The following is a 17039-nucleotide window of genomic DNA, read 5'->3' as shown; positions in this document are numbered from 1 at the left end:
GCGCGCACGAGCGGCTCGTACGACTACTACAAGGACGAGGGCGGCTTCTGGGGCTCACTCAAGGACTTCTTCATGCCTGAAGAGGATCGCTACGCCTACAGCGAGGGTCTGAGCCGCGGTGGCACGCTTCTGACCGTGCAGACCGACCAAGCCCGGCTTGAGACCGCCTACGATATCTTGGAGCAGAACGGCTCGGTCGATCTCGACCAGCGCGAGGCCTCCTGGCGCAAGGAAGGCTGGGGCGGGTACTCGGCGACCGGCGGCACGACCGCAGCCACGGGCGGCACCACTGCGGCGACCGGCGCTACTGCTGGGACGTCCGGAGCGGCGACCTACGCGTCGGGTGAGCGCTCTGCAGCGGGAGCGACGGCCGGCGGGAAGGACTACATCCCGATCGTCGAGGAGCGGCTCAACGTCGGCAAGCGCGTGGCCGAAAGTGGCCGGGTGCGGGTGCGCTCCTACGTCGTCGAGAAGCCGGTCGAGGAGCAGGTCACACTGCGCGACGAGACCGTCCACGTTGACCGGCGTCCGGTCGACCGCGCGCCCACTGCGGCCGACGAGGCCTTGTTCGAGAACCGGGTCATCGAGGCGACCGAGATGCGCGAGCAGGCGGTGGTCAACAAGGACGCCCGCGTGGTCGAGGAAGTCGGCATCCACAAGGATGCCGGGCAGCGTACCGAGACGGTGACCGACAAGGTCCGCCGGACCGAAGTCGAGGTCGAGGACGAGCGCGGCAACGTCAGCCGCACCGGTACCACCGGTACGACCACCGGCACCACGCCGCGCAAGCCTGTCTGAACGTCCTCGACGCAACTGCCCGGCGCTCCTCAGCGCTGGGCAACCCACACGCGCGTCGACGGCATCCAGACCGGCGGCCTCACGCTCACAGCGTGTCTCAAGAATACAGGAACACTGCCATGTCGCTCGACCGTACGTTCCTCATCGTGCTGCCACTGCTCGCAGCCACCCCAGTTCTAGCCCAAACCACCGTCACGGGTCAGCCAGCAACCGGCGGCGCGTCGAGCGCGACCTCTGGCGGGCAGAACGCCGTGACACGGCCCAACACCGATCACGCTCAGGACGGCAAGCCGGCGAGCACAGGGGCGCTAACGGGCGTCAAGCTGGAGAAGGGCGCAAACAGCTTCACCGAAGGCGAAGCGCGCCGCCGCTTGGAGAAGGCCGGCTTCCACGACGTCAAGGACCTGAAAAAGGACGCCGACGGTATCTGGGGCGGCAGCGCAATGATGGATGGCAAGCTGACCAACATCGGCCTCGACTTCAAGGGCAATGTCGCCGTCCGGTAGGCGCACACCGCAGCTAGCCCGCTTCCTAGATCTTTGTCCTTCTTGGAGTTTTCCATGACCTCGCGCACCCTGACTGCACTCTACGACCGCTATGAAGATGCCACGACCGCGGTGACGAAGCTGGAGGCTGCAGGTGTCCCGCACAGCGACATCAGCCTCGTGAGCAACAAGTCGGGGACCACGCCTGAAGAAGATGGCCACAAAGCTGAACACTCGGCGACCGGGACGGGGGCAGGCGCGACGCTCGGGACCGTCCTTGGCGGTGGTGCGGGTCTGCTGGCCGGGCTCGGGCTGATGGCGATCCCGGGTGTCGGCCCGGTCGTGGCTGCCGGCTGGCTCGTGGCGACGCTGACCGGTGCGGGCATTGGCGCAGCCGCTGGCGGGCTTGCGGGCTCCCTGGCCGGCGCAGGCGTCAGCGAGCGCGACGCACACGCCTACTCCGAAGGAGTGCGGCGGGGCGGATCGCTTTTGACGGTGCGCACCGACGAGGCTCGCTCTGGTACCGTCGAGCGCATCCTGGAGGAGCACGGTGCCGTTGATCTCGATGAGCGTGCGGAAGGTTGGCAGCGGGACGGCTGGGCAGGGCCGGCCTCAGACGCGGTCGAGCCCGCTCGTGTCGGCACCGACACGTCCACGCTTATCGGGTCTGATGCCGCAGCGGGATCGGCCGTGCGCCAGAGCGATGCGGTGAGCGGCAGCGCCTCTCAGGATGCCGGTGCGCTGTCGGGCGCTCGCCGGGTCCGCGTCTACAACCATCCGCTCTGAGGGGCCTACCTCAAAAGAAGCCAGCAGGGCTCCCGCCCGCTGCAAATGGGCGGCCTTGCAGTATGTCGAGCGCGAGGTCGTCCTATCCGTACAAAAGCCTTCTGAGCAGCTGTGCGGGAGCAAACGCCTGCGGGCTACGTTGATGTGACAGCGATTAACATTCGCGAGGCGGTGATGTTGCAGCTTGAGGTCGTACCCGCCCAGGTTGAGGCACTCGCCCAAAAGGCGCATGCGAAGATTGACCAGAGCCTTGCCCGATCAGGCGCGGACAAAGCTGCCTTCTGGCATGCCGTGGCACTGGTCTACCGCCGCGGTCTCTCGGCGCCTGTGCCTCGAACGGCAGAACTGGGCTTGCCGACGCCCGTGCGCGACCACCTAGGTCATCAGCTACGGGCATCCTACGCCTCCGTCTTCGCCAAAGCACAGCCCCGGCACCATCTCGCGCTCATCGCGCAAATCGATACGGCTTTGAGAGTTCAAGGAGAGATGGTTGCCTCTCAGTTTCGCGATGACCTACTCGCCGCCCTTTCCGGTCTTCGCCTCTACGCGAGATCACTGACTATGGATCCATGCCGCGCCGACGACCTTGTGCAGGAAACCCTGGTCAGAGCGTGGGCAAACCAGCATCGCTTCGAGCCGAACTCCAACCTCGTAGGTTGGCTGTGCACAATCCTGCGCAACCAGTTCTACACGGAGTGCCGCAAGCGCAAGCGCGAGATCGAGGATGTTGATGGCGCTGCGGCTACGCAGATGATTACTCCGGCCGCTCAGGAACACGGGGCCGAGCTTCGGAAGGTCTGGGCGTCGCTCAGCAAGCTACCGCCGCGCCAGCGAGAGGCTCTCTTACTCGTGGGTGCCCAGGGCATGACCTACGAAGCGGCTGCGGCTCACGTGGGTTGTCAGGTCGGCACAGTCAAAAGCCGCGTCAGCCGTGCACGGGCGTTCTTGACCGAATTGCTCGAGAAGGCAGACGAGCGGATCCCGACTTGAGCCGAACAGCGCCTGCCCTTGTCACAAGTGTTTTCGCGCGTTCGGCGTGCAGGCTCAGGAGCACGTCCGCTTTTCCACGAATCCTTCCCTGAAGCAGCCATTCCGCTTACGGCCAGACTACGTCACGCGTTATTGCCGACACGCGCAGGACCGGACATTCGGCTTCGCGCCCATCCTGGTCATTCATCACGCTCCGAAGACATCTCCGAAGCGGACGTCGGGGGAGCTGAATCTACACGTCGGAGTTAGCAACGCCATGGCACCTTTGATGTCACAGCCCGAGATAGCTTCTTGTTCTCCGAAAGTGGCTCCTAACAGGCATCCAGAGCCGCCCTGTGCTCCAGGGAGGGCAGTAGCAGTCCGCCTCCGCGCGCGTTCTCAAGACTTCAATCGCGTGTTGGTGCTTGCTGTCGCAGCGCCCCACACAGTCGCCAGGAAGGTGGTGAAGGCCTCTAGGCTGGTGGATCGAGCCGGCTTCATCCAAGTGGCGTAGGTTGCGATGTTGTCGGGTACGTCGTCGAGGGAGCGGATCACGATCCCGCGCCGCTGCACGTTGCGCACACAGCTGGCGTAGGTGCTCACGCCGGCTCCCGCTGCCACGAGGCCGAAGATGCCCTCGCTCGACGAAGCCTCCTGGCTGACGATCGGATGGAAGCCCCGGCGGTGGCAGATCGCGAAGAAGGCCTCGCGGTAAGCGCTCCAGCTCCCGCCCGATCCAAGCACGAACGGCTCCCCGGCGAGATCCTTGAGCCTGAGACTGCGCGCGTTCGAGAGAGGATGGGTCACCGGCAGCAGGGCTACGTAGGAGTCGCGGTCGAACAGCATGCTCTCGAAATGCTCGTTATCGACGGCGCTCAGCGTGAAGCCGACGTCAATGCGATCGTTGAGCAGGGCCTCGCGTTGCAGTTGTGAGGGGACGTGCGACAGCTCCAGCCGGATCCCCGGCCGCACTTCGCTAAAGGCGCGGACCAGCTCCGGCAGGCGACCGTTGATCGCGAAATCCATGTAGCCGACGCGCAGAACACCGGTCATGCCGGTCGCCGTGCGCTGCGCCAGCGTGACGGCCCGCTCCAGATGATCGAGGCCGATCCGGCACTCGGCGAGGAAGGCGCGACCGGCCTCGGTCACCTCGACCGTTCGCGTCGTGCGCCGGAACAGCTTCACGCCGACGTTCGCTTCTAGTTCGGCGACGAGCCGGCTCAGGCCCGGCTGCGTCGTCGCGAGGCGCTGAGCGGCCCGGCCGAAATGAAGCTCCTGAGCCAGGACAAGGCAACCTGTGACGTGTCGGAGACCAAATCGCATTTAATGCCAAAAATCGTATCAATCGGGGCAAATTCATCATTTCACACCCGGAGCCATCTGCAACATCCTCGTTTCGATCCCGCTGCGGCGGGCTGGAACGAACGATGCAAGGGATGGGACCGATGGCCTTCAACACCGAACTCGATAGCGCCCTCGAGGCCGCATTCGCGGAGGCGCGCGCGCTGTACAAAGAGCGCGGGTTTCAGCGCCGGGTCGGGTTTGGCCGTCGCCCCGCCCTGATCAACGTCGACCTCGCCAATGCCTGGACGCGGCCGGGCAATCCCTTCACCTGCGAGAAGATCGACGACGAGATCATCCCCGGTGTCCAGGCGCTGCTGGCCGCCTGCCGCCGGAACAACCACCCGGTCGTGCACGTCACCACCTGCTATCAGGTCACCGATGTCGACAGTCCCAAGACCGACATGGGCCTGTGGCACCGTAAAATCCCGGTCGAGGTCGTCGACCAGAACAAGCCCGAGCTCTGGGCGATCGATAGCCGCATCGAGCCGGTGCCGGGTGAGCAGGTGCTGGTGAAGAAGCGCGCCAGCGCCTTCCACGGCACCTATCTCGCCGGCTTCCTGCGCGCGAACAACGTCGACACGATCCTGGTCACAGGAGTGACCGCCTCGGCCTGCGTGCGCACGACGCTCTGCGACGGCCTCGCCGAGGGCTTCCGTACCATCGCGGTGCGCGAGTGCATCGGCGACCGCGTGCCCGGGGCCGTCGCCTGGAACCTTTTCGATATCGACGCGAAGTTTGCCGATGTCGAGCCGTTGGAGCGCTGTGTCGCCTACCTCGACGAGGTGGCACTGCGCAACGCCGCCTGACCGCCGGACCGTCCGCGCGAGGCGGTCCGATCCTCCGCCCGCCGACCCTTCGCAGGAGTGTGAGCTGATGAGTGCTGTGCGATCCGACGAGACGTTCTCACCGACGCGCCGGCAGGCGCTCCTCGGCAGCGCGGCGGCAATCTTCACGGCAGGCGCGGTGCACGAGGCGCACGCGGCTGCCGGCACGGTCGTCGTCTCCAATTGGGGCGGCGACTGGAACCAGCGCACGGTGCGGTTCGTCGAGACGCCCCTCGTGGAGACGCAAGGGCTCACGGTGGTCCGCGACCTCGGCATGGAGCCGGAGCGCAAGGCCAAGCTCCTGGCCGAGCGCCGTCTGCGCCGTGGCAGCATCGACGTGATCCATCTGAACGATTCGGATGGGTTCGAAATGATGAAGCAGGACGTGCTCGCCGATCTCGATCGGGCACGCATCCCGAACTACGGCGACGTGGTGCTGGCCCTGCGTAAGGACTACTTCGTCCCGTGGCTCTACAGCGGCGTAGTGATCATCTACAACAAGGACAAGATCAAGGATCCGCCCCGATCCTACGAGGAACTCTGGGACAAGAAGTGGGCTGGCCGGCTCGGGCTGACCAACCAGCTCTACTTCAACTACATGATGATGTCCGGGCTGATCCGGGGCGGCAACATGACGAGCGTCGAGTCCGGCCACGACCGGCTTGTCGCGCTGAAGGAGCTGGTTCAGCCCCGCCTCTACGCCGCCCACCAGCAGCTCGGCGCCGCGTTGGCCACCGGCGAGGTCGACATCGCCCTGAACTACAAGGCGCGCGGCCTGCAATGGATCAACGAGGGCTCGCCGCTAGCCATCCAATACCCGAAGGAAGGCGCGATCGCGATCACCTTCGGCGCCGGTATGCCGAAACGCGCGCCGAACCCGGACGGCGCCTACGTCTACCTGAACGCGATGCTCGACCGGAAGGCGATGGCGGACCTTGCCGCGGCGAGCTTCTACGCGCCGGCCAACGGCGCGGCGGATCTGAGCCCGGATCTGCGCGCCCGGATCGATTTCTCGCCCGAGGAACGCGAGCAGCTCAACTTCCCGGATAACGCCTACGTCTCGAAGAACACCGCCGAGTGGCTCGAATGGTGGAACAAGACGATGGCGCGCTGAGCCGATGGCCACCCTCGTACGCTCGGAAGTCCTGGCGCCTGACATCGCGCCCCGGATCCGGCCGCGAGTTCCCCCGGGCATCGGCGGTGTCCTACCGGGGACGCTGCTGGTCGTCGTGGCCCTCCTCGGGCCGCTTGCCCTGATGTGCCGCTACAGCTTCAACCGGTTCATACCGGGTGAGCTGATGGTTGAGGGGCTCACCCTCGCCAACTACGCCAAGTTCCTGAACGACGCCTTCTACCGGGACGTCCTGCTGACGACCCTCTGGGTGGCGGCCCTCGCCACGCTGATCTGCCTCGTGCTCGGCTTCCCTGTCGCCTACGCCCTGGTGCGGCAGGTCGGGCCACGCTGGAAGTCGAAGGTCCTGATCCTCATCATCCTGCCGCTCCTCATGGGTAACGCGGTCCGTACCGCCGCCTGGATGGTCATCCTCGGCGACAAGGGCCTTCTCGCTGCCATCCTCTCCGCGGTGGGGCTCACTCCACCCCGGCTGATGTACACCCCCACCGCCGTGGTGATCGGCCTCGTCTCTGTGACGCTGCCCTTCATGATCGTGACGCTGCAAAGCGTGATCGAGCGGATCGATCCGGTCTTGGAGGAAGCGGCCGAGAGTCTGGGCGCCGGGCACCTTACGATCCTGCGGCGGGTCGTGCTGCCGCTCGCGCTACCCGGGCTGCTCGCCGGCACGATGCTCTGCTTCATCCTGTCGATGAACGCCTATGCCACGCCCGTGCTGATCGGTGGCCCGCAGTTCCACATGATGGCGCCCGAGGTCTACCAGCAGGTGGCCAAGGCCATGAACTGGCCATTCGGCGCGGCCCTCGCCTTCGTGCTGATGACCGTGACCCTCGTGCTGACCACCACCGCCAACGTCCTCGTGCAGCGTCGCTACCGGCGCTGGTCGGAGTAGGGCCATGTCGCGCACTGGCATCCGCTGGACCTACGGCGCCATCTCGGGCGTGGTCCTCGCATTCATCGTGCTACCGCTGGTAGTCATTGTCTGGGTCTCGTTCTTCGCCAACCGTATCCTGGCCTTCCCGGCGAGCGGCTACACCCTCGACTGGTACGCCCGGGCCCTCGACACGGACGCCTTCCGCGAGGGCTTCGTCACCAGCGTAGAGACGGCGCTGTTCGCCATGGCGGCGAGCCTCGCCCTCGGCGTGCCGGCGAGCCTCGGTCTGGTGCGCGGCCGGTTTCCCGGACGCGATGCCGTCCAGGCCCTGCTGCTCGCGCCGATGGTGGTCCCTGGCATCGTCGGTGGAGCCGCCCTGTTCATCGCTTTTATCGAGGTCGAGGCACTCTTCGACATCCGGGTGGCTGGCACGATCGGCGGCCTGCTCGTCGCCCATACGCTGATCGCGCTGCCCTGGACCATCCGGCTGGTCAGCGCCTCGCTCGCCTCGGCCGACCGGGCGATCGAGGACGCAGCCGCGAGCCTCGGTGCCGGACCGCTCACGGTGCTGCGGCGCGTGACCCTGCCGGCGATCCGGCCGGCCATCATCGCGGCGGGCCTGTTCTCCTTCGTGATCTCATTCATCGATCTGGAGAAATCGATCTTTCTCGTCGGCCCAGGCCGGACGACCCTGCAGATCGCACTCGTCAACTATCTCGAATGGAACCTCGACGGGACGGTCGCGGCGGTCGCCGCTGTCCAGATCTTGATCGTCGGGACGGCGCTCCTCGTCAGCGACCGCTACGCGCGTCTCGCTCAAGCCTTTTGAGACTGCCTCCCGACAGCCCGGAGAACGGACCATGTCTACGACTGTCGCCCTTCGCTCCCTGACCAAGCGCTACGGTGGTTTCAAAGCCGTGGACGACGTCACGCTCGACGTGCCCGAGGGCCAGCTCGTTGCCCTGCTCGGCCCCTCGGGCTGCGGCAAGACCACGACGCTGCGGATGATCGGCGGGTTCGTTGAGACGGATGCCGGTAACATCCTGATCGGGGGCCACGACGTGACCCGTCTGGCGCCGGCCAAGCGCAACATCGGCTTCGGCTTCCAGAGCTACGCCCTGTTCCCGCACATGAGCATCGCCCAGAACGTCGCCTTCGGCCTGGAGATGCGCCGCCTGCCTCGGTCCGAGATCACTTCCCGCGTCGCTCGGGCGCTCGACCGGGTGCGCCTATCCGCGATGGCGGATCGGTTGCCCAAGCAGCTCTCCGGAGGTCAACAGCAGCGGGTCTCCCTCGCCCGCGCCCTGGTGATCGAGCCCTCCGTGCTGCTCCTCGACGAGCCGCTCTCGAATCTCGATGCGCAGCTACGCGGCGAGATGAAGCTCGAGATCCGTCAGATCCAGAAGGCGATGGGCATCACCACGATCTTCGTCACGCACGATCAGGACGAGGCGCTCTCGATCGCCGACCGCATCGTCGTGATGCGCGCCGGGCGGATCGAGCAGGACGGCAGCCCCGAGGCGGTGTTCGGCGCGCCGCGCTCGCGCTTCGTGGCGGAATTCATGGGTGTGACGAACCTCCTGCCGGGGACGGTCGAGGGACCCGGCACTTTCCGGCTCGCCGACGGCAACGCGATCCGCATCCCCGGTGCGGTCGCCGGCCTCGGGCCGACGGTCCTCGCGATCCGTCCCGAGCGCCTCCGGATCACCCCCCCCGGCGTGGACGCGGAGCCCGATACGCTGGATGCCGAGATCGAGGCGGCGACCTATCGCGGGCTCTCGGTCGAGTACCGGCTGCGGACCCAGTCCGGTCTGTGCCTGACGGCGCGCCGGGCGACCCCTGCAACCGGCGGCCCGGTCATGCTCGAACCCGGCGCGCGCGTCCACGTCGCCGTTCCACCGGATGCCTGCCACTTCGTCCCCACCGAACTCTGAGAGGACACTCCATGACCATCCGGCACGACGACCTGATCGTCATCGACGGGCTGATCGTCTCCGATTTCGGGCCTGAAGTCTTCGCTGACATGCGCCGCGGGGGCGTCACGGCGGCCAATTGCACCTGCTCCGTCTGGGAGGATTTCGCTACGACCATGCGTACGATGGCCCGCTGGCGACGCTGGTTTCGCGAGCATACCGACCTGATCACGCCCGTCCACGGTGTCGCCGACATCCACCGCGCCAAGGCGGAGCGGCGCACCGCCATCATCCACGGCTGGCAGAACACCAGCGCGATCGAGGACCGGATCGAATACCTGGAGCTGTTCCACGCGCTCGGCCTGCGCATCGTCCAGCTCACCTACAATACCCAGAACCTCGTCGGCTCGGGCTGCTACGAGACGTGCGACGGCGGGCTGTCCGATTTCGGCCACGACGTGCTGGCCGAGATGGACCGGCTCGGTATCCTGTGCGACCTCTCGCATGTCGGGCCCAAGACCAGCGAGGACGCAATCCGCGCTTCGAAGCGTCGCGTCGCCTATTCCCACTGCCTGCCCGCTGCCCTGAAGGACCACCCCCGCAACAAGACGGACGCGCAGTTGCGCTTCATCGCCGAGCGCGGCGGCTTCGTCGGCGTCACGATGTTCCCCCCGTTCCTGGCCCGGGGCGCGGCCTCCACGATCGAGGATTACCTTGATGCCATCGCGTACGTGATCGATCTCGTCGGTGAGGCGAATGCCGGCATCGGCACCGACTTCACGCAGGGCTACGGGCAGGCCTTCTTCGACTACATCACCCACGACAAGGGCGACGGGCGCAAGCTCACGGATTTCGGCGAGGTTCTGAATCCCGAGGGCATTCGCACGATCGGCGACTTCCCGAACCTCACCGCCGCGATGGAGCGGCGCGGCTGGCCGGCTTCCCGCATTGAACGCGTGATGGGCGGCAACTGGCTCGCCTTGCTCGGCGACGTCTGGGCTTGATCGCGCCTCGGGCACCTTCGGAGACCACGCGATGTCAGCGAACACCTACGACGTCATTGTCCTCGGCGTCGGCGGCATGGGCTCAGCCGCCTGCTGCCATCTCGCCCGCCGGGGCGTGCGGGTGCTCGGGCTCGAGCGCTTCGACATCCCGCATGCCATGGGATCCTCGCACGGCTTCAACCGGATCATCCGCCTCGCCTACTTCGAGGATCCCTCGTACGTTCCGTTGCTGCGGCGCGCCTACGAGAACTGGCGGGACCTGGAGAGACGGTTCGGGGAGCAGCTCCTGTTCATCACCGGCTCGATCGATGCGGGGCCCGAGGGCAGCGCCATGGTCGAAGGCTCGCTCGCGGCCTGCCGGATGCACGACCTCCCGCACCGGCTCCTCGACGGCGCCGAGTTGCGCCGCGTGGCGCCCGGCTACAACCTGCCCGACACGCATCGCGCCGTCCTTCAGCCGGATGGCGGCTTCGTCTCGGCGGAGCGCGCGATCGTCGCGCACGTCACGCAGGCGCAGGCGGCCGGCGCCGAGATCCGGGCGCGGGAGCCGGCGCTGAGCTGGGAGCCGACCGCGACGGGCGTGCGCGTCACGACGGAGCGCGGCACCTACGAGGCGGGACGCCTCATCCTCTCGGCGGGCTCGTGGATGGGCGAGTTCGTGCCGCAGCTGAAAACCGTCGCTGTACCCGAGCGGCAGGTGCTCGGCTGGTTCCAGCCGCGGGAACCTGCTCTGTTCGCGCCGGAACGCTTCCCGGTGTTCAACATGGAGGTCGACGAGGGCAAGTTCTACGGCTTCCCGGTCTGGCACGTGCCGGGCTTCAAGATCGGTCGCTGGCACCATCTCGGCGAGACTGGCGGTGCTGATGCCTTGTCGCGGGAGTGCGGAGCCGAGGACGAGGCGGTGCTACGCCCCTGCGTCAGCCGCTACTTCCCCCAGGCGAACGGTCCGACGATGGCGATGCGGGCGTGCTTCTTCACAAACACACCGGACGAGCACTTCGTAATCGACACGCTGCCGGACCTGCCGCAGGTGGTTGTCGCCTCGCCCTGCTCAGGCCACGGTTACAAGTTCTGCAGCGTCGTGGGCGAGGTTCTAGCCGATCTCGCCACTGGCAAGAGGCCAAGCTTTGACCTTAGACTACATGCGTTTGACCGCTTCACGCCCGGTTTGCATGCGGGTACTGAGCAAAGCTTTGTGTGACCGGAGTCTAGAACCCGTTCGGGACCTGCTCTGTTCGTCTTAGCTTAATAACCCGCAAGATGGCAGGTCGGCGCTTGCTGGGACTTAACGTCTGTCCTCACAACGTAGGCGCCTATGAGCAGACTAGCGGCTTACGGCCAGACTACACCATGCTGGGTCGCCGATGGCGCAAAACCGGTCGTTCGGCTTTGCGCCCATCTCGGTCATTCAGGCAGCTGTAACGACATCCCCTAAGTGGACGTTACCGACTTCCATCAATCATTCGAAAAAAGGACAGTTTACGAACAGACGTGACGCGACATTTCATGGCCGCGTGCGACCCATTGGGCGCCTTGATAAGGTCCGCTTCCAGTCTGTCGACCAGTCGGAGACTTACGATTAGGTAGGAAGCGGTTCGGCGACTTTTAGGGAGGCCAGCATTAGAAGCTGCCGCTTGCTGCCCGCCAAGGACCATCCCGGACAGGACTGCCAATCGAGGAAAGAGCTCAGAACGCCAAGCTCCTTGTCGGCGCACAGCGCTACTGTATAATTGTGGCTTGCAGGAGGATGATATTTCGTTCAATCATACAAATGCCGCGGATTAGTTTACATAATAACCAAAAAATCTCCATTAAAATTTGTTATATAGTAATTCTACAAAGCAATAGGTAGTGGCTGCAGAAAAAATAGGACCAGCGGCGGTGGATAATATGCTCAATACCTCCGCGATCATGGTGAACAGTGCGTTCGAGACGTAGACGAGGTCGCGGTTGCGCATCCGGAACGCCTTGCTGACGAACAGGCTGTTGAGGTCGCGCATGTCAATCCGGTATACCACCCGCACCAGCGGCGTGCCGAGCAGCTTTGAGCCGGGACTGAGCCGGCGCACGACGCTGGCTGGCTCGAACCGGAAGATGAACGTGCCAGCCGAGTCGGCGGCGAAGTCCGACAGGCCGCGCGCCTCGGCCCGCCTGCGCCAGCGTGATGCCGTCCGCCTGGAACGGCAGCTCGGTGCTGTTGCCCAGTGCGCCCACCGCGACGAAAGTCTGCGGATCGCGCACCAGCGTCAGCACGTCGTTGGTCCGCAGGTAGATGTTCTCACGCGGGTTGGACATCACCGTGATCAGCGGCACAGTCGCGGTGACCGGCCCGCGCGAGAGCCGCACAGAGGTCTCGTTGACCGGCGGGCGGTTGCCGCCGGCAGCGGCGATGACGTCGAGGATGCGAGCGCTGTGCCCGTGTTTTGTCCTTGTTGCTTAATGGCCGTAGAGCGGAGATGTCGGATCTAACCGGTCGACGAACGAGAGGTCGACTTTGCGGATTGCGGAGGACTGCGCACCTGGCCTGCCCCCAATTGGCGGCCCGGGTTCGAAGTTAGTGCATCGTCGGTCGGCTGACGATGGCAGGGCGAGCGGACGGCACTGATCCGCTCGGTTCGGTTGGCCAGAGGACGACCTCCGGCGCGGGTGGCTGGTAGCCGAGCGACGAGTGCGGCCGGATGCTGTTGTAGTGCCTCCGCCATTGCTCGATCACGACGCCGACCTCCTTGAGAGTATAGAATACCTCACCGTTGAGAAGTTCATCCCGCAGCTTTGCGTTGAAGCTCTCGCAATAGCCGTTCTCCCACGGACTGCCAGGCTCGATATAGGCCGTGGTCGAGCCAACCGCTGCGATCCAGTCACGGACAGATCGAGCGATGAACTCCGGCCCGTTGTCCGAACGGATGCGCCCTGGCACTCCACGCAGACTGAACAGGTCCGAGAGTACGTCGATCACGTCCAGCGCCTTGAGCTTACGAGATACGCGGATGGCCAGGCACTCGCGTGTGAACTCGTCGATGACGTTCAGCATTCGGTACTTGCGTCCGTTGTGCGTGCGGTGCTCGACGAAGTCGTAGGACCAGACGTGGTCAGGCTGCTCGGGTCGTAAGCGAAGGTAGGAGCCGTCGTTGAGCCAGAGGCGTGCCCGCTTTGGCTGGCGGGCTGGGACCTTGAGCCCTTCGCGCTGCCAGATCCGTTCGACGCGCTTCACGTTCACCGTCCAGCCATCACACCGGAGCAAAGCCGTGATCCGACGGTAGCGGTAGCGTCCATACTGTAGCGCCAGGGCGACGATGGCGGTCGTCAAAGCGGTTTCGTCTTCGGCAAGGACGGCGCATTTGCGCTGGGTCGAACGATGTTGGCCCAGGACACGGCAAGCGAAGCGTTCGGACACACCGTGCTCGGCAACGACGAAGTCGACACAGGCCCGGCGGCGAGCCGGGCTCAGAAGTTTTCCGAAGCTGCCTCCTTCAGGATGAGCTTCTCCAGGGTCAGGTCCGAAATCGCCCGGCGGAGGCGCTGATTCTTCGTCTCCAAAGACTTCAATCTCTTGACTTGATCACCCTTTCGGCCATCGTACTCGGAGCGCCAGCGATAATACGTGACCTCCGTCACCTCGATAGACCGGATTGCTTCGGCGACTTTGCGGCCTTGCGAGACCAAAACATCGACCTGACGCAGCTTTGCGACGATCTCCTCAACCGTATGCTTCTTTCGTCCCATGAAAACATCCTCAACATGGCTCAAAGCCATACCTCAGGCAGGACCACTTTTCGGCTCTTCGCCAAGTTTGGTGAATGAGGGTTGCTGGGCCGGATGCCGGGAGGTGGCTCCTGGCTGAACCGGGCAGGGATTCTCAGATCAGGGCATGACCCTTCTCTGTCACATCCCCGGTTGTCGCTGTCTCCACGTCACGCGTGAGAAGTGCGCTGCCCTTCGCATTACCGCTCAAGCGAAGCGCGATCACGCCCGTTGCCCAGGTTGTCGTACCATCAGTCGGTCTGTGCATAGTCGCTATCATCGACGGCGTGCCGACCTGCCAACGAGCGGTCAGGAGGTGCGCCTGAACCTAACGATCCGACGTTTCTACTGCCACGATCCTGCTTGCGCGCGTCGGACCTTCGCCGAGCGTCTTCCTTGCCTCCTCGACCGCTACGCTCACAGGACCCGCCGGCTGGCCAACGCTCAGGTTCGGACCGCGCTGGCGCTCGGTGCCACACCCGCCGCCCGACTACTGCCGCACCTGGCGATGCCGACCAGTGCCACGACGTTGCTGCGGGGTATCCGCAAATGGCCGCTGCCGACCGGATCCAAACCGATCATCGTCGGTGTCGACGACTGGGCGCTGCGCAAAGGCCGAACCTATGGCACCATTCTGGTCGATCTCGAACGCCGACGTCCCATCGACCTGCTGCCGGATCGTTCGGCCTCGCCTGGCAGTTCGTCTGCGACGCGACCCACAGATCCAGGTCGTGGCACGAGATCGCTCGACCGAGTATGCCCGTGGGACCGCCATGGGTGCGCCCGATGCCGTTCAGGTCGCGGACCGGTGGCACCTTCTGCTCAATACCCGGCAGATGGTCGAGCGCTGGCTCGCCCGCGTTCATCCGCGTTTGAAGCTGTTGCCGGCCGTGACCCCGGCATCGCCATCGATCCAGCGCATCACGGCCTACCCACGCGCACCGTCAGAGATGGTCGCGCGGGCCGCGGTCCGCCGCCGATGGGAAGCGGCCTACGATGATGTGCGTCGCCGCCATGCGGAAGGACACTCGCTTCGGCGCATCAATCGCGAGACCGGAATGGCCCGCGCCACGGTGCGTAAGTACGCCTTCGCCGCGAGCTTCCCCCCGGAATGGCATGCGCGAGCCGAAGCCAAGCATGCTCGATCCTTTTCTAGGGCATCTGCATGGCCGCTTCGATGAGGGCTGCAAGAACGCTGCGCAGCTCTGGCGCGAACTTCGAGGGATCGGCTTTGCCGGCACCTCGAAGCAAGTGCGTCGCTGGTTGTCCGAGCAGCGCGCAGGCTCGGCCAAAACGACAATCCGGTCGCCGCCAGCACCGACCGACATCCATGTTGCAACCTCGACCGCATCACCCCTGGCTTCATCCAAGCAGCTGTCCTGGTATCTCTTGCGTGAGCCCGAAGGACTCGACACCCAGCAAGCTGCAGTCGTCTTGCGCGTCCTGCAGGATCCCGAGGCGGCCAAGGTCATCGAACTAGGCCGCCGCTTCTGCCGGATCGTCCGGAGCTGTTGTGGCCAGCAGCCGTCGGGAAAAACGGATGTCACGGCGTTCGATGAATGGCTAGGCGACGCGCAAACCTGCGGTGTTCGCGTCGTAGAGAGCTTCGCTGGCAGCATCGGCCAGGATGGAGACGCCGTTCGATCTGCGCTGACACTGCCTTGGAGCAGTGGGCAGGCAGAAGGGCAGATCACGCGTCTCAAATCCTGAAGCGCGCCATGTACGGCCGCGCCAATCTCGATCTCCTCCGACGACGGTTCCTCCTCGCAGCCTAATCCACCAAACTTGGCGAAGAGCCACTTTTCAGGGGGCAGGCCAAGCCGACTTTGATGCCGTGTTGAAGCGGCTCGCGCAGCCGAATAGGAACTAATCGCAGCTACTTAGAATGTGCGCGACATTACGAAGCATGCCGCCTTAGCATTGTCACAGATGAACGACGAGTGTCGATCTGTGTGGTTTCAGCAGTTTCTGTAGTTTGATGATTTGTCGGAACATCAAAACGCCAAGAAAAATGGCGCCCCACTACCAACACTGTGATACCAAGTCCCATTAGGACTTCCATGTCTATAACTAATTTCGCATACCAAGTTATTGGAATAATCTGACCATCATTGAAGGTAGAAAGGGTTGAAATACTGAGATGCAGGCAATAAGCTGCCGCTGTGAATATATTGATCCAAATCTGCGCTTGAGAAAGCTCGGTGGGGTCGGAGCTCCAAATTGGGGGTATCCCGCTGAAAGGAGAGTGCGCAACAACAGGATCATGCAATACAAGATTGAAGTTTGCGTTGGCACATATCAAGAGCATCCCTAAATACATCATAATTATCCTTTTGATCGAATCCGAACTGGATTTGTAGTGATTGGAGAGAAAAATCATTGAAATAACTGGAATACTAACAGTGATCACAATCAAAATTCCTACTAAAATTCTCACACATAGAGTGAATCCGAAGGCATGTATAAATACCTGCCCAACGGCTAAATTAGCCAAAGTTATGCACCACCCAAGGATGCCGAGCAACAGCGGGTTGATGCTTCGCACGCGTCTCATGGCGCTTCCGGTTGGCGTTGTGACCGTCAAGCCTTGGCGCGAGAAGATGTCACGCTCGTGGCCAATGCGCGACAGGGAGCTATCAGCGGCCGTATGTGTGAAGGGTATAATTGCCATGAGTTTCCCGAGGCGACGTCCGCAAGCACCTGCTTTTCCAAAGACAGGTCCGCCACGAGCCGCCGCAGCCGCGCGTTCTTGCGCTCTAGATCCTTCATCTTCCTGGCCTGGTCGACTTGGAGGCCGCTGTACTCCTTGCGCCAGCGGTATCAGCTCTGCTCGGAGATCTCCGCCTTTTTGCACGCCAGCGCCAAGTTTTTGCCTTGTGCCGTCTGTACCTCGACTTGGCGCAGCTTCAGCACCACCTGCGCCGCCCTCGTCTTCTGACTTCGCCGCATGTCCAACTCCCTCGGTCCCAGCTGATCCTCACAATCAGCCCGGTCCAAAGCCAGCCGGTTAGGTCAAATCGCCGGCGCCCATGGGTTCATTTACAGCATCGGTAAATCGGCCGCGACCTGCCGGGCGCAGATGAAGCAGCGTAAGCTGTGCAGCTGAATGTGCATCTTTCAGCGCGCACGGTGAGCGGGGCGGCATCACGCTACGGGATTATGAACCGAC

The 17039-nt window shown here is 64.1% G+C and carries 14 protein-coding genes and 3 pseudogenes; 12 read left to right on the top strand and 5 right to left on the bottom strand.

Annotated elements, in window-relative coordinates; genetic code table 11:
- The 4 genes from OXS27_RS29110 to OXS27_RS29095 all read left to right on the top strand — a co-directional run.
- Nucleotides 1-798: YsnF/AvaK domain-containing protein (locus OXS27_RS29110; RefSeq protein ID WP_267360895.1), on the top strand; the 798-nt coding region annotated here is incomplete at its 5' end.
- 119 nt (nucleotides 799-917) lie between these two features.
- Entirely contained in the window at nucleotides 918-1304 is a 387-nt protein-coding gene (locus OXS27_RS29105) for a hypothetical protein (protein ID WP_267360894.1), read from the top strand.
- A 54-nt stretch (nucleotides 1305-1358) separates the two neighbouring features.
- Complete coding sequence (locus tag OXS27_RS29100) at nucleotides 1359-2069, top strand: hypothetical protein (protein WP_267360892.1); 711 nt, start codon at nucleotides 1359-1361, stop codon at nucleotides 2067-2069.
- Between the two features lie 174 nt (nucleotides 2070-2243).
- Nucleotides 2244-3059: a sigma-70 family RNA polymerase sigma factor gene (locus OXS27_RS29095; RefSeq protein WP_267360890.1), complete on the top strand. Its 816-nt coding sequence runs from the start codon at nucleotides 2244-2246 to the stop codon at nucleotides 3057-3059.
- A 378-nt stretch (nucleotides 3060-3437) separates the two neighbouring features.
- Here OXS27_RS29095 and OXS27_RS29090 read toward each other — a convergent pair whose 3' ends face one another.
- Nucleotides 3438-4361: a LysR family transcriptional regulator gene (locus tag OXS27_RS29090; protein ID WP_267360888.1), complete on the bottom strand. Its 924-nt coding sequence runs from the start codon at nucleotides 4359-4361 to the stop codon at nucleotides 3438-3440.
- Nucleotides 4362-4483: 122 nt separating this feature from the next.
- On the opposite strand from OXS27_RS29090, the gene OXS27_RS29085 reads away from it, so the two are divergent.
- The 7 genes from OXS27_RS29085 (at nucleotide 4484) to solA (ending at nucleotide 11330) form a co-directional block, all read left to right on the top strand.
- Nucleotides 4484-5188 (top strand): isochorismatase family protein, encoded by a 705-nt coding sequence (locus tag OXS27_RS29085; RefSeq protein ID WP_267360886.1) that lies wholly within the window; start codon nucleotides 4484-4486, stop codon nucleotides 5186-5188.
- 67 nt (nucleotides 5189-5255) lie between these two features.
- On the top strand, nucleotides 5256-6320 hold the full coding sequence (locus tag OXS27_RS29080; protein ID WP_267360884.1) for an extracellular solute-binding protein: 1065 nt from the start codon (nucleotides 5256-5258) through the stop codon (nucleotides 6318-6320).
- Between the two features lie 4 nt (nucleotides 6321-6324).
- Complete coding sequence (locus OXS27_RS29075) at nucleotides 6325-7230, top strand: ABC transporter permease (protein ID WP_267360882.1); 906 nt, start codon at nucleotides 6325-6327, stop codon at nucleotides 7228-7230.
- A 4-nt stretch (nucleotides 7231-7234) separates the two neighbouring features.
- Nucleotides 7235-8041, top strand: a complete 807-nt coding sequence (locus OXS27_RS29070; RefSeq protein WP_267360880.1) for an ABC transporter permease — start codon at nucleotides 7235-7237, stop codon at nucleotides 8039-8041.
- Between the two features lie 31 nt (nucleotides 8042-8072).
- The gene (locus OXS27_RS29065) at nucleotides 8073-9146 is read left to right on the top strand and encodes an ABC transporter ATP-binding protein (protein ID WP_267360878.1); all 1074 of its coding nucleotides are present in this window, start codon (nucleotides 8073-8075) and stop codon (nucleotides 9144-9146) included.
- An 11-nt stretch (nucleotides 9147-9157) separates the two neighbouring features.
- Nucleotides 9158-10129, top strand: a complete 972-nt coding sequence (locus tag OXS27_RS29060; protein ID WP_267360876.1) for a dipeptidase — start codon at nucleotides 9158-9160, stop codon at nucleotides 10127-10129.
- Between the two features lie 31 nt (nucleotides 10130-10160).
- Entirely contained in the window at nucleotides 10161-11330 is a 1170-nt protein-coding gene (gene solA / locus OXS27_RS29055) for an N-methyl-L-tryptophan oxidase (RefSeq protein ID WP_267360874.1), read from the top strand.
- Nucleotides 11331-11940: 610 nt separating this feature from the next.
- Here the strand turns inward: solA and OXS27_RS29050 are convergent.
- Nucleotides 11941-12535 (bottom strand): annotated as a pseudogene (locus tag OXS27_RS29050) (sugar transporter); the annotation flags it as partial.
- 148 nt (nucleotides 12536-12683) lie between these two features.
- Nucleotides 12684-13852 (bottom strand): IS3 family transposase gene (locus OXS27_RS29045; protein ID WP_267360872.1). Its coding sequence is split into 2 segments (ribosomal slippage): nucleotides 12684-13588 and nucleotides 13588-13852, totalling 1170 coding nucleotides; the frame shifts between segments, so codons are not numbered across the junction.
- A 145-nt stretch (nucleotides 13853-13997) separates the two neighbouring features.
- Between OXS27_RS29045 and OXS27_RS29040 the strand changes: the two are divergent.
- Nucleotides 13998-15645 (top strand): annotated as a pseudogene (locus OXS27_RS29040) (ISL3 family transposase).
- 122 nt (nucleotides 15646-15767) lie between these two features.
- Here the strand turns inward: OXS27_RS29040 and OXS27_RS29035 are convergent.
- The gene (locus tag OXS27_RS29035) at nucleotides 15768-16541 is read right to left on the bottom strand and encodes a hypothetical protein (protein ID WP_267360897.1); all 774 of its coding nucleotides are present in this window, start codon (nucleotides 16539-16541) and stop codon (nucleotides 15768-15770) included.
- Between the two features lie 5 nt (nucleotides 16542-16546).
- A pseudogene (locus tag OXS27_RS29030) lies at nucleotides 16547-16819 on the bottom strand (transposase); the annotation flags it as partial.
- Between the last annotated feature and the right edge of the window lie 220 nt (nucleotides 16820-17039).

It is taken from the genome of Methylobacterium sp. GC_Met_3, from assembly GCF_026540775.1.
GTDB lineage: Bacteria > Pseudomonadota > Alphaproteobacteria > Rhizobiales > Beijerinckiaceae > Methylobacterium.
This window is presented reverse-complemented; position numbering and strand designations above follow the sequence as displayed.

Bases quoted from the DNA above. Each gene is read 5' to 3' on its own strand.
- OXS27_RS29105 (WP_267360894.1), top strand. From the start codon at position 918: ATGTCGCTCGACCGTACGTTCCTCATCGTGCTGCCACTGCTCGCAGCC.
- OXS27_RS29100 (WP_267360892.1), top strand. From the start codon at position 1,359: ATGACCTCGCGCACCCTGACTGCACTCTACGACCGCTATGAAGATGCC.
- OXS27_RS29095 (WP_267360890.1), top strand. From the start codon at position 2,244: ATGTTGCAGCTTGAGGTCGTACCCGCCCAGGTTGAGGCACTCGCCCAA.
- OXS27_RS29090 (WP_267360888.1), bottom strand. From the start codon at position 4,361: ATGCGATTTGGTCTCCGACACGTCACAGGTTGCCTTGTCCTGGCTCAG.
- OXS27_RS29085 (WP_267360886.1), top strand. From the start codon at position 4,484: ATGGCCTTCAACACCGAACTCGATAGCGCCCTCGAGGCCGCATTCGCG.
- OXS27_RS29080 (WP_267360884.1), top strand. From the start codon at position 5,256: ATGAGTGCTGTGCGATCCGACGAGACGTTCTCACCGACGCGCCGGCAG.
- OXS27_RS29075 (WP_267360882.1), top strand. From the start codon at position 6,325: ATGGCCACCCTCGTACGCTCGGAAGTCCTGGCGCCTGACATCGCGCCC.
- OXS27_RS29070 (WP_267360880.1), top strand. From the start codon at position 7,235: ATGTCGCGCACTGGCATCCGCTGGACCTACGGCGCCATCTCGGGCGTG.
- OXS27_RS29065 (WP_267360878.1), top strand. From the start codon at position 8,073: ATGTCTACGACTGTCGCCCTTCGCTCCCTGACCAAGCGCTACGGTGGT.
- OXS27_RS29060 (WP_267360876.1), top strand. From the start codon at position 9,158: ATGACCATCCGGCACGACGACCTGATCGTCATCGACGGGCTGATCGTC.
- solA (WP_267360874.1), top strand. From the start codon at position 10,161: ATGTCAGCGAACACCTACGACGTCATTGTCCTCGGCGTCGGCGGCATG.
- OXS27_RS29035 (WP_267360897.1), bottom strand. From the start codon at position 16,541: ATGGCAATTATACCCTTCACACATACGGCCGCTGATAGCTCCCTGTCG.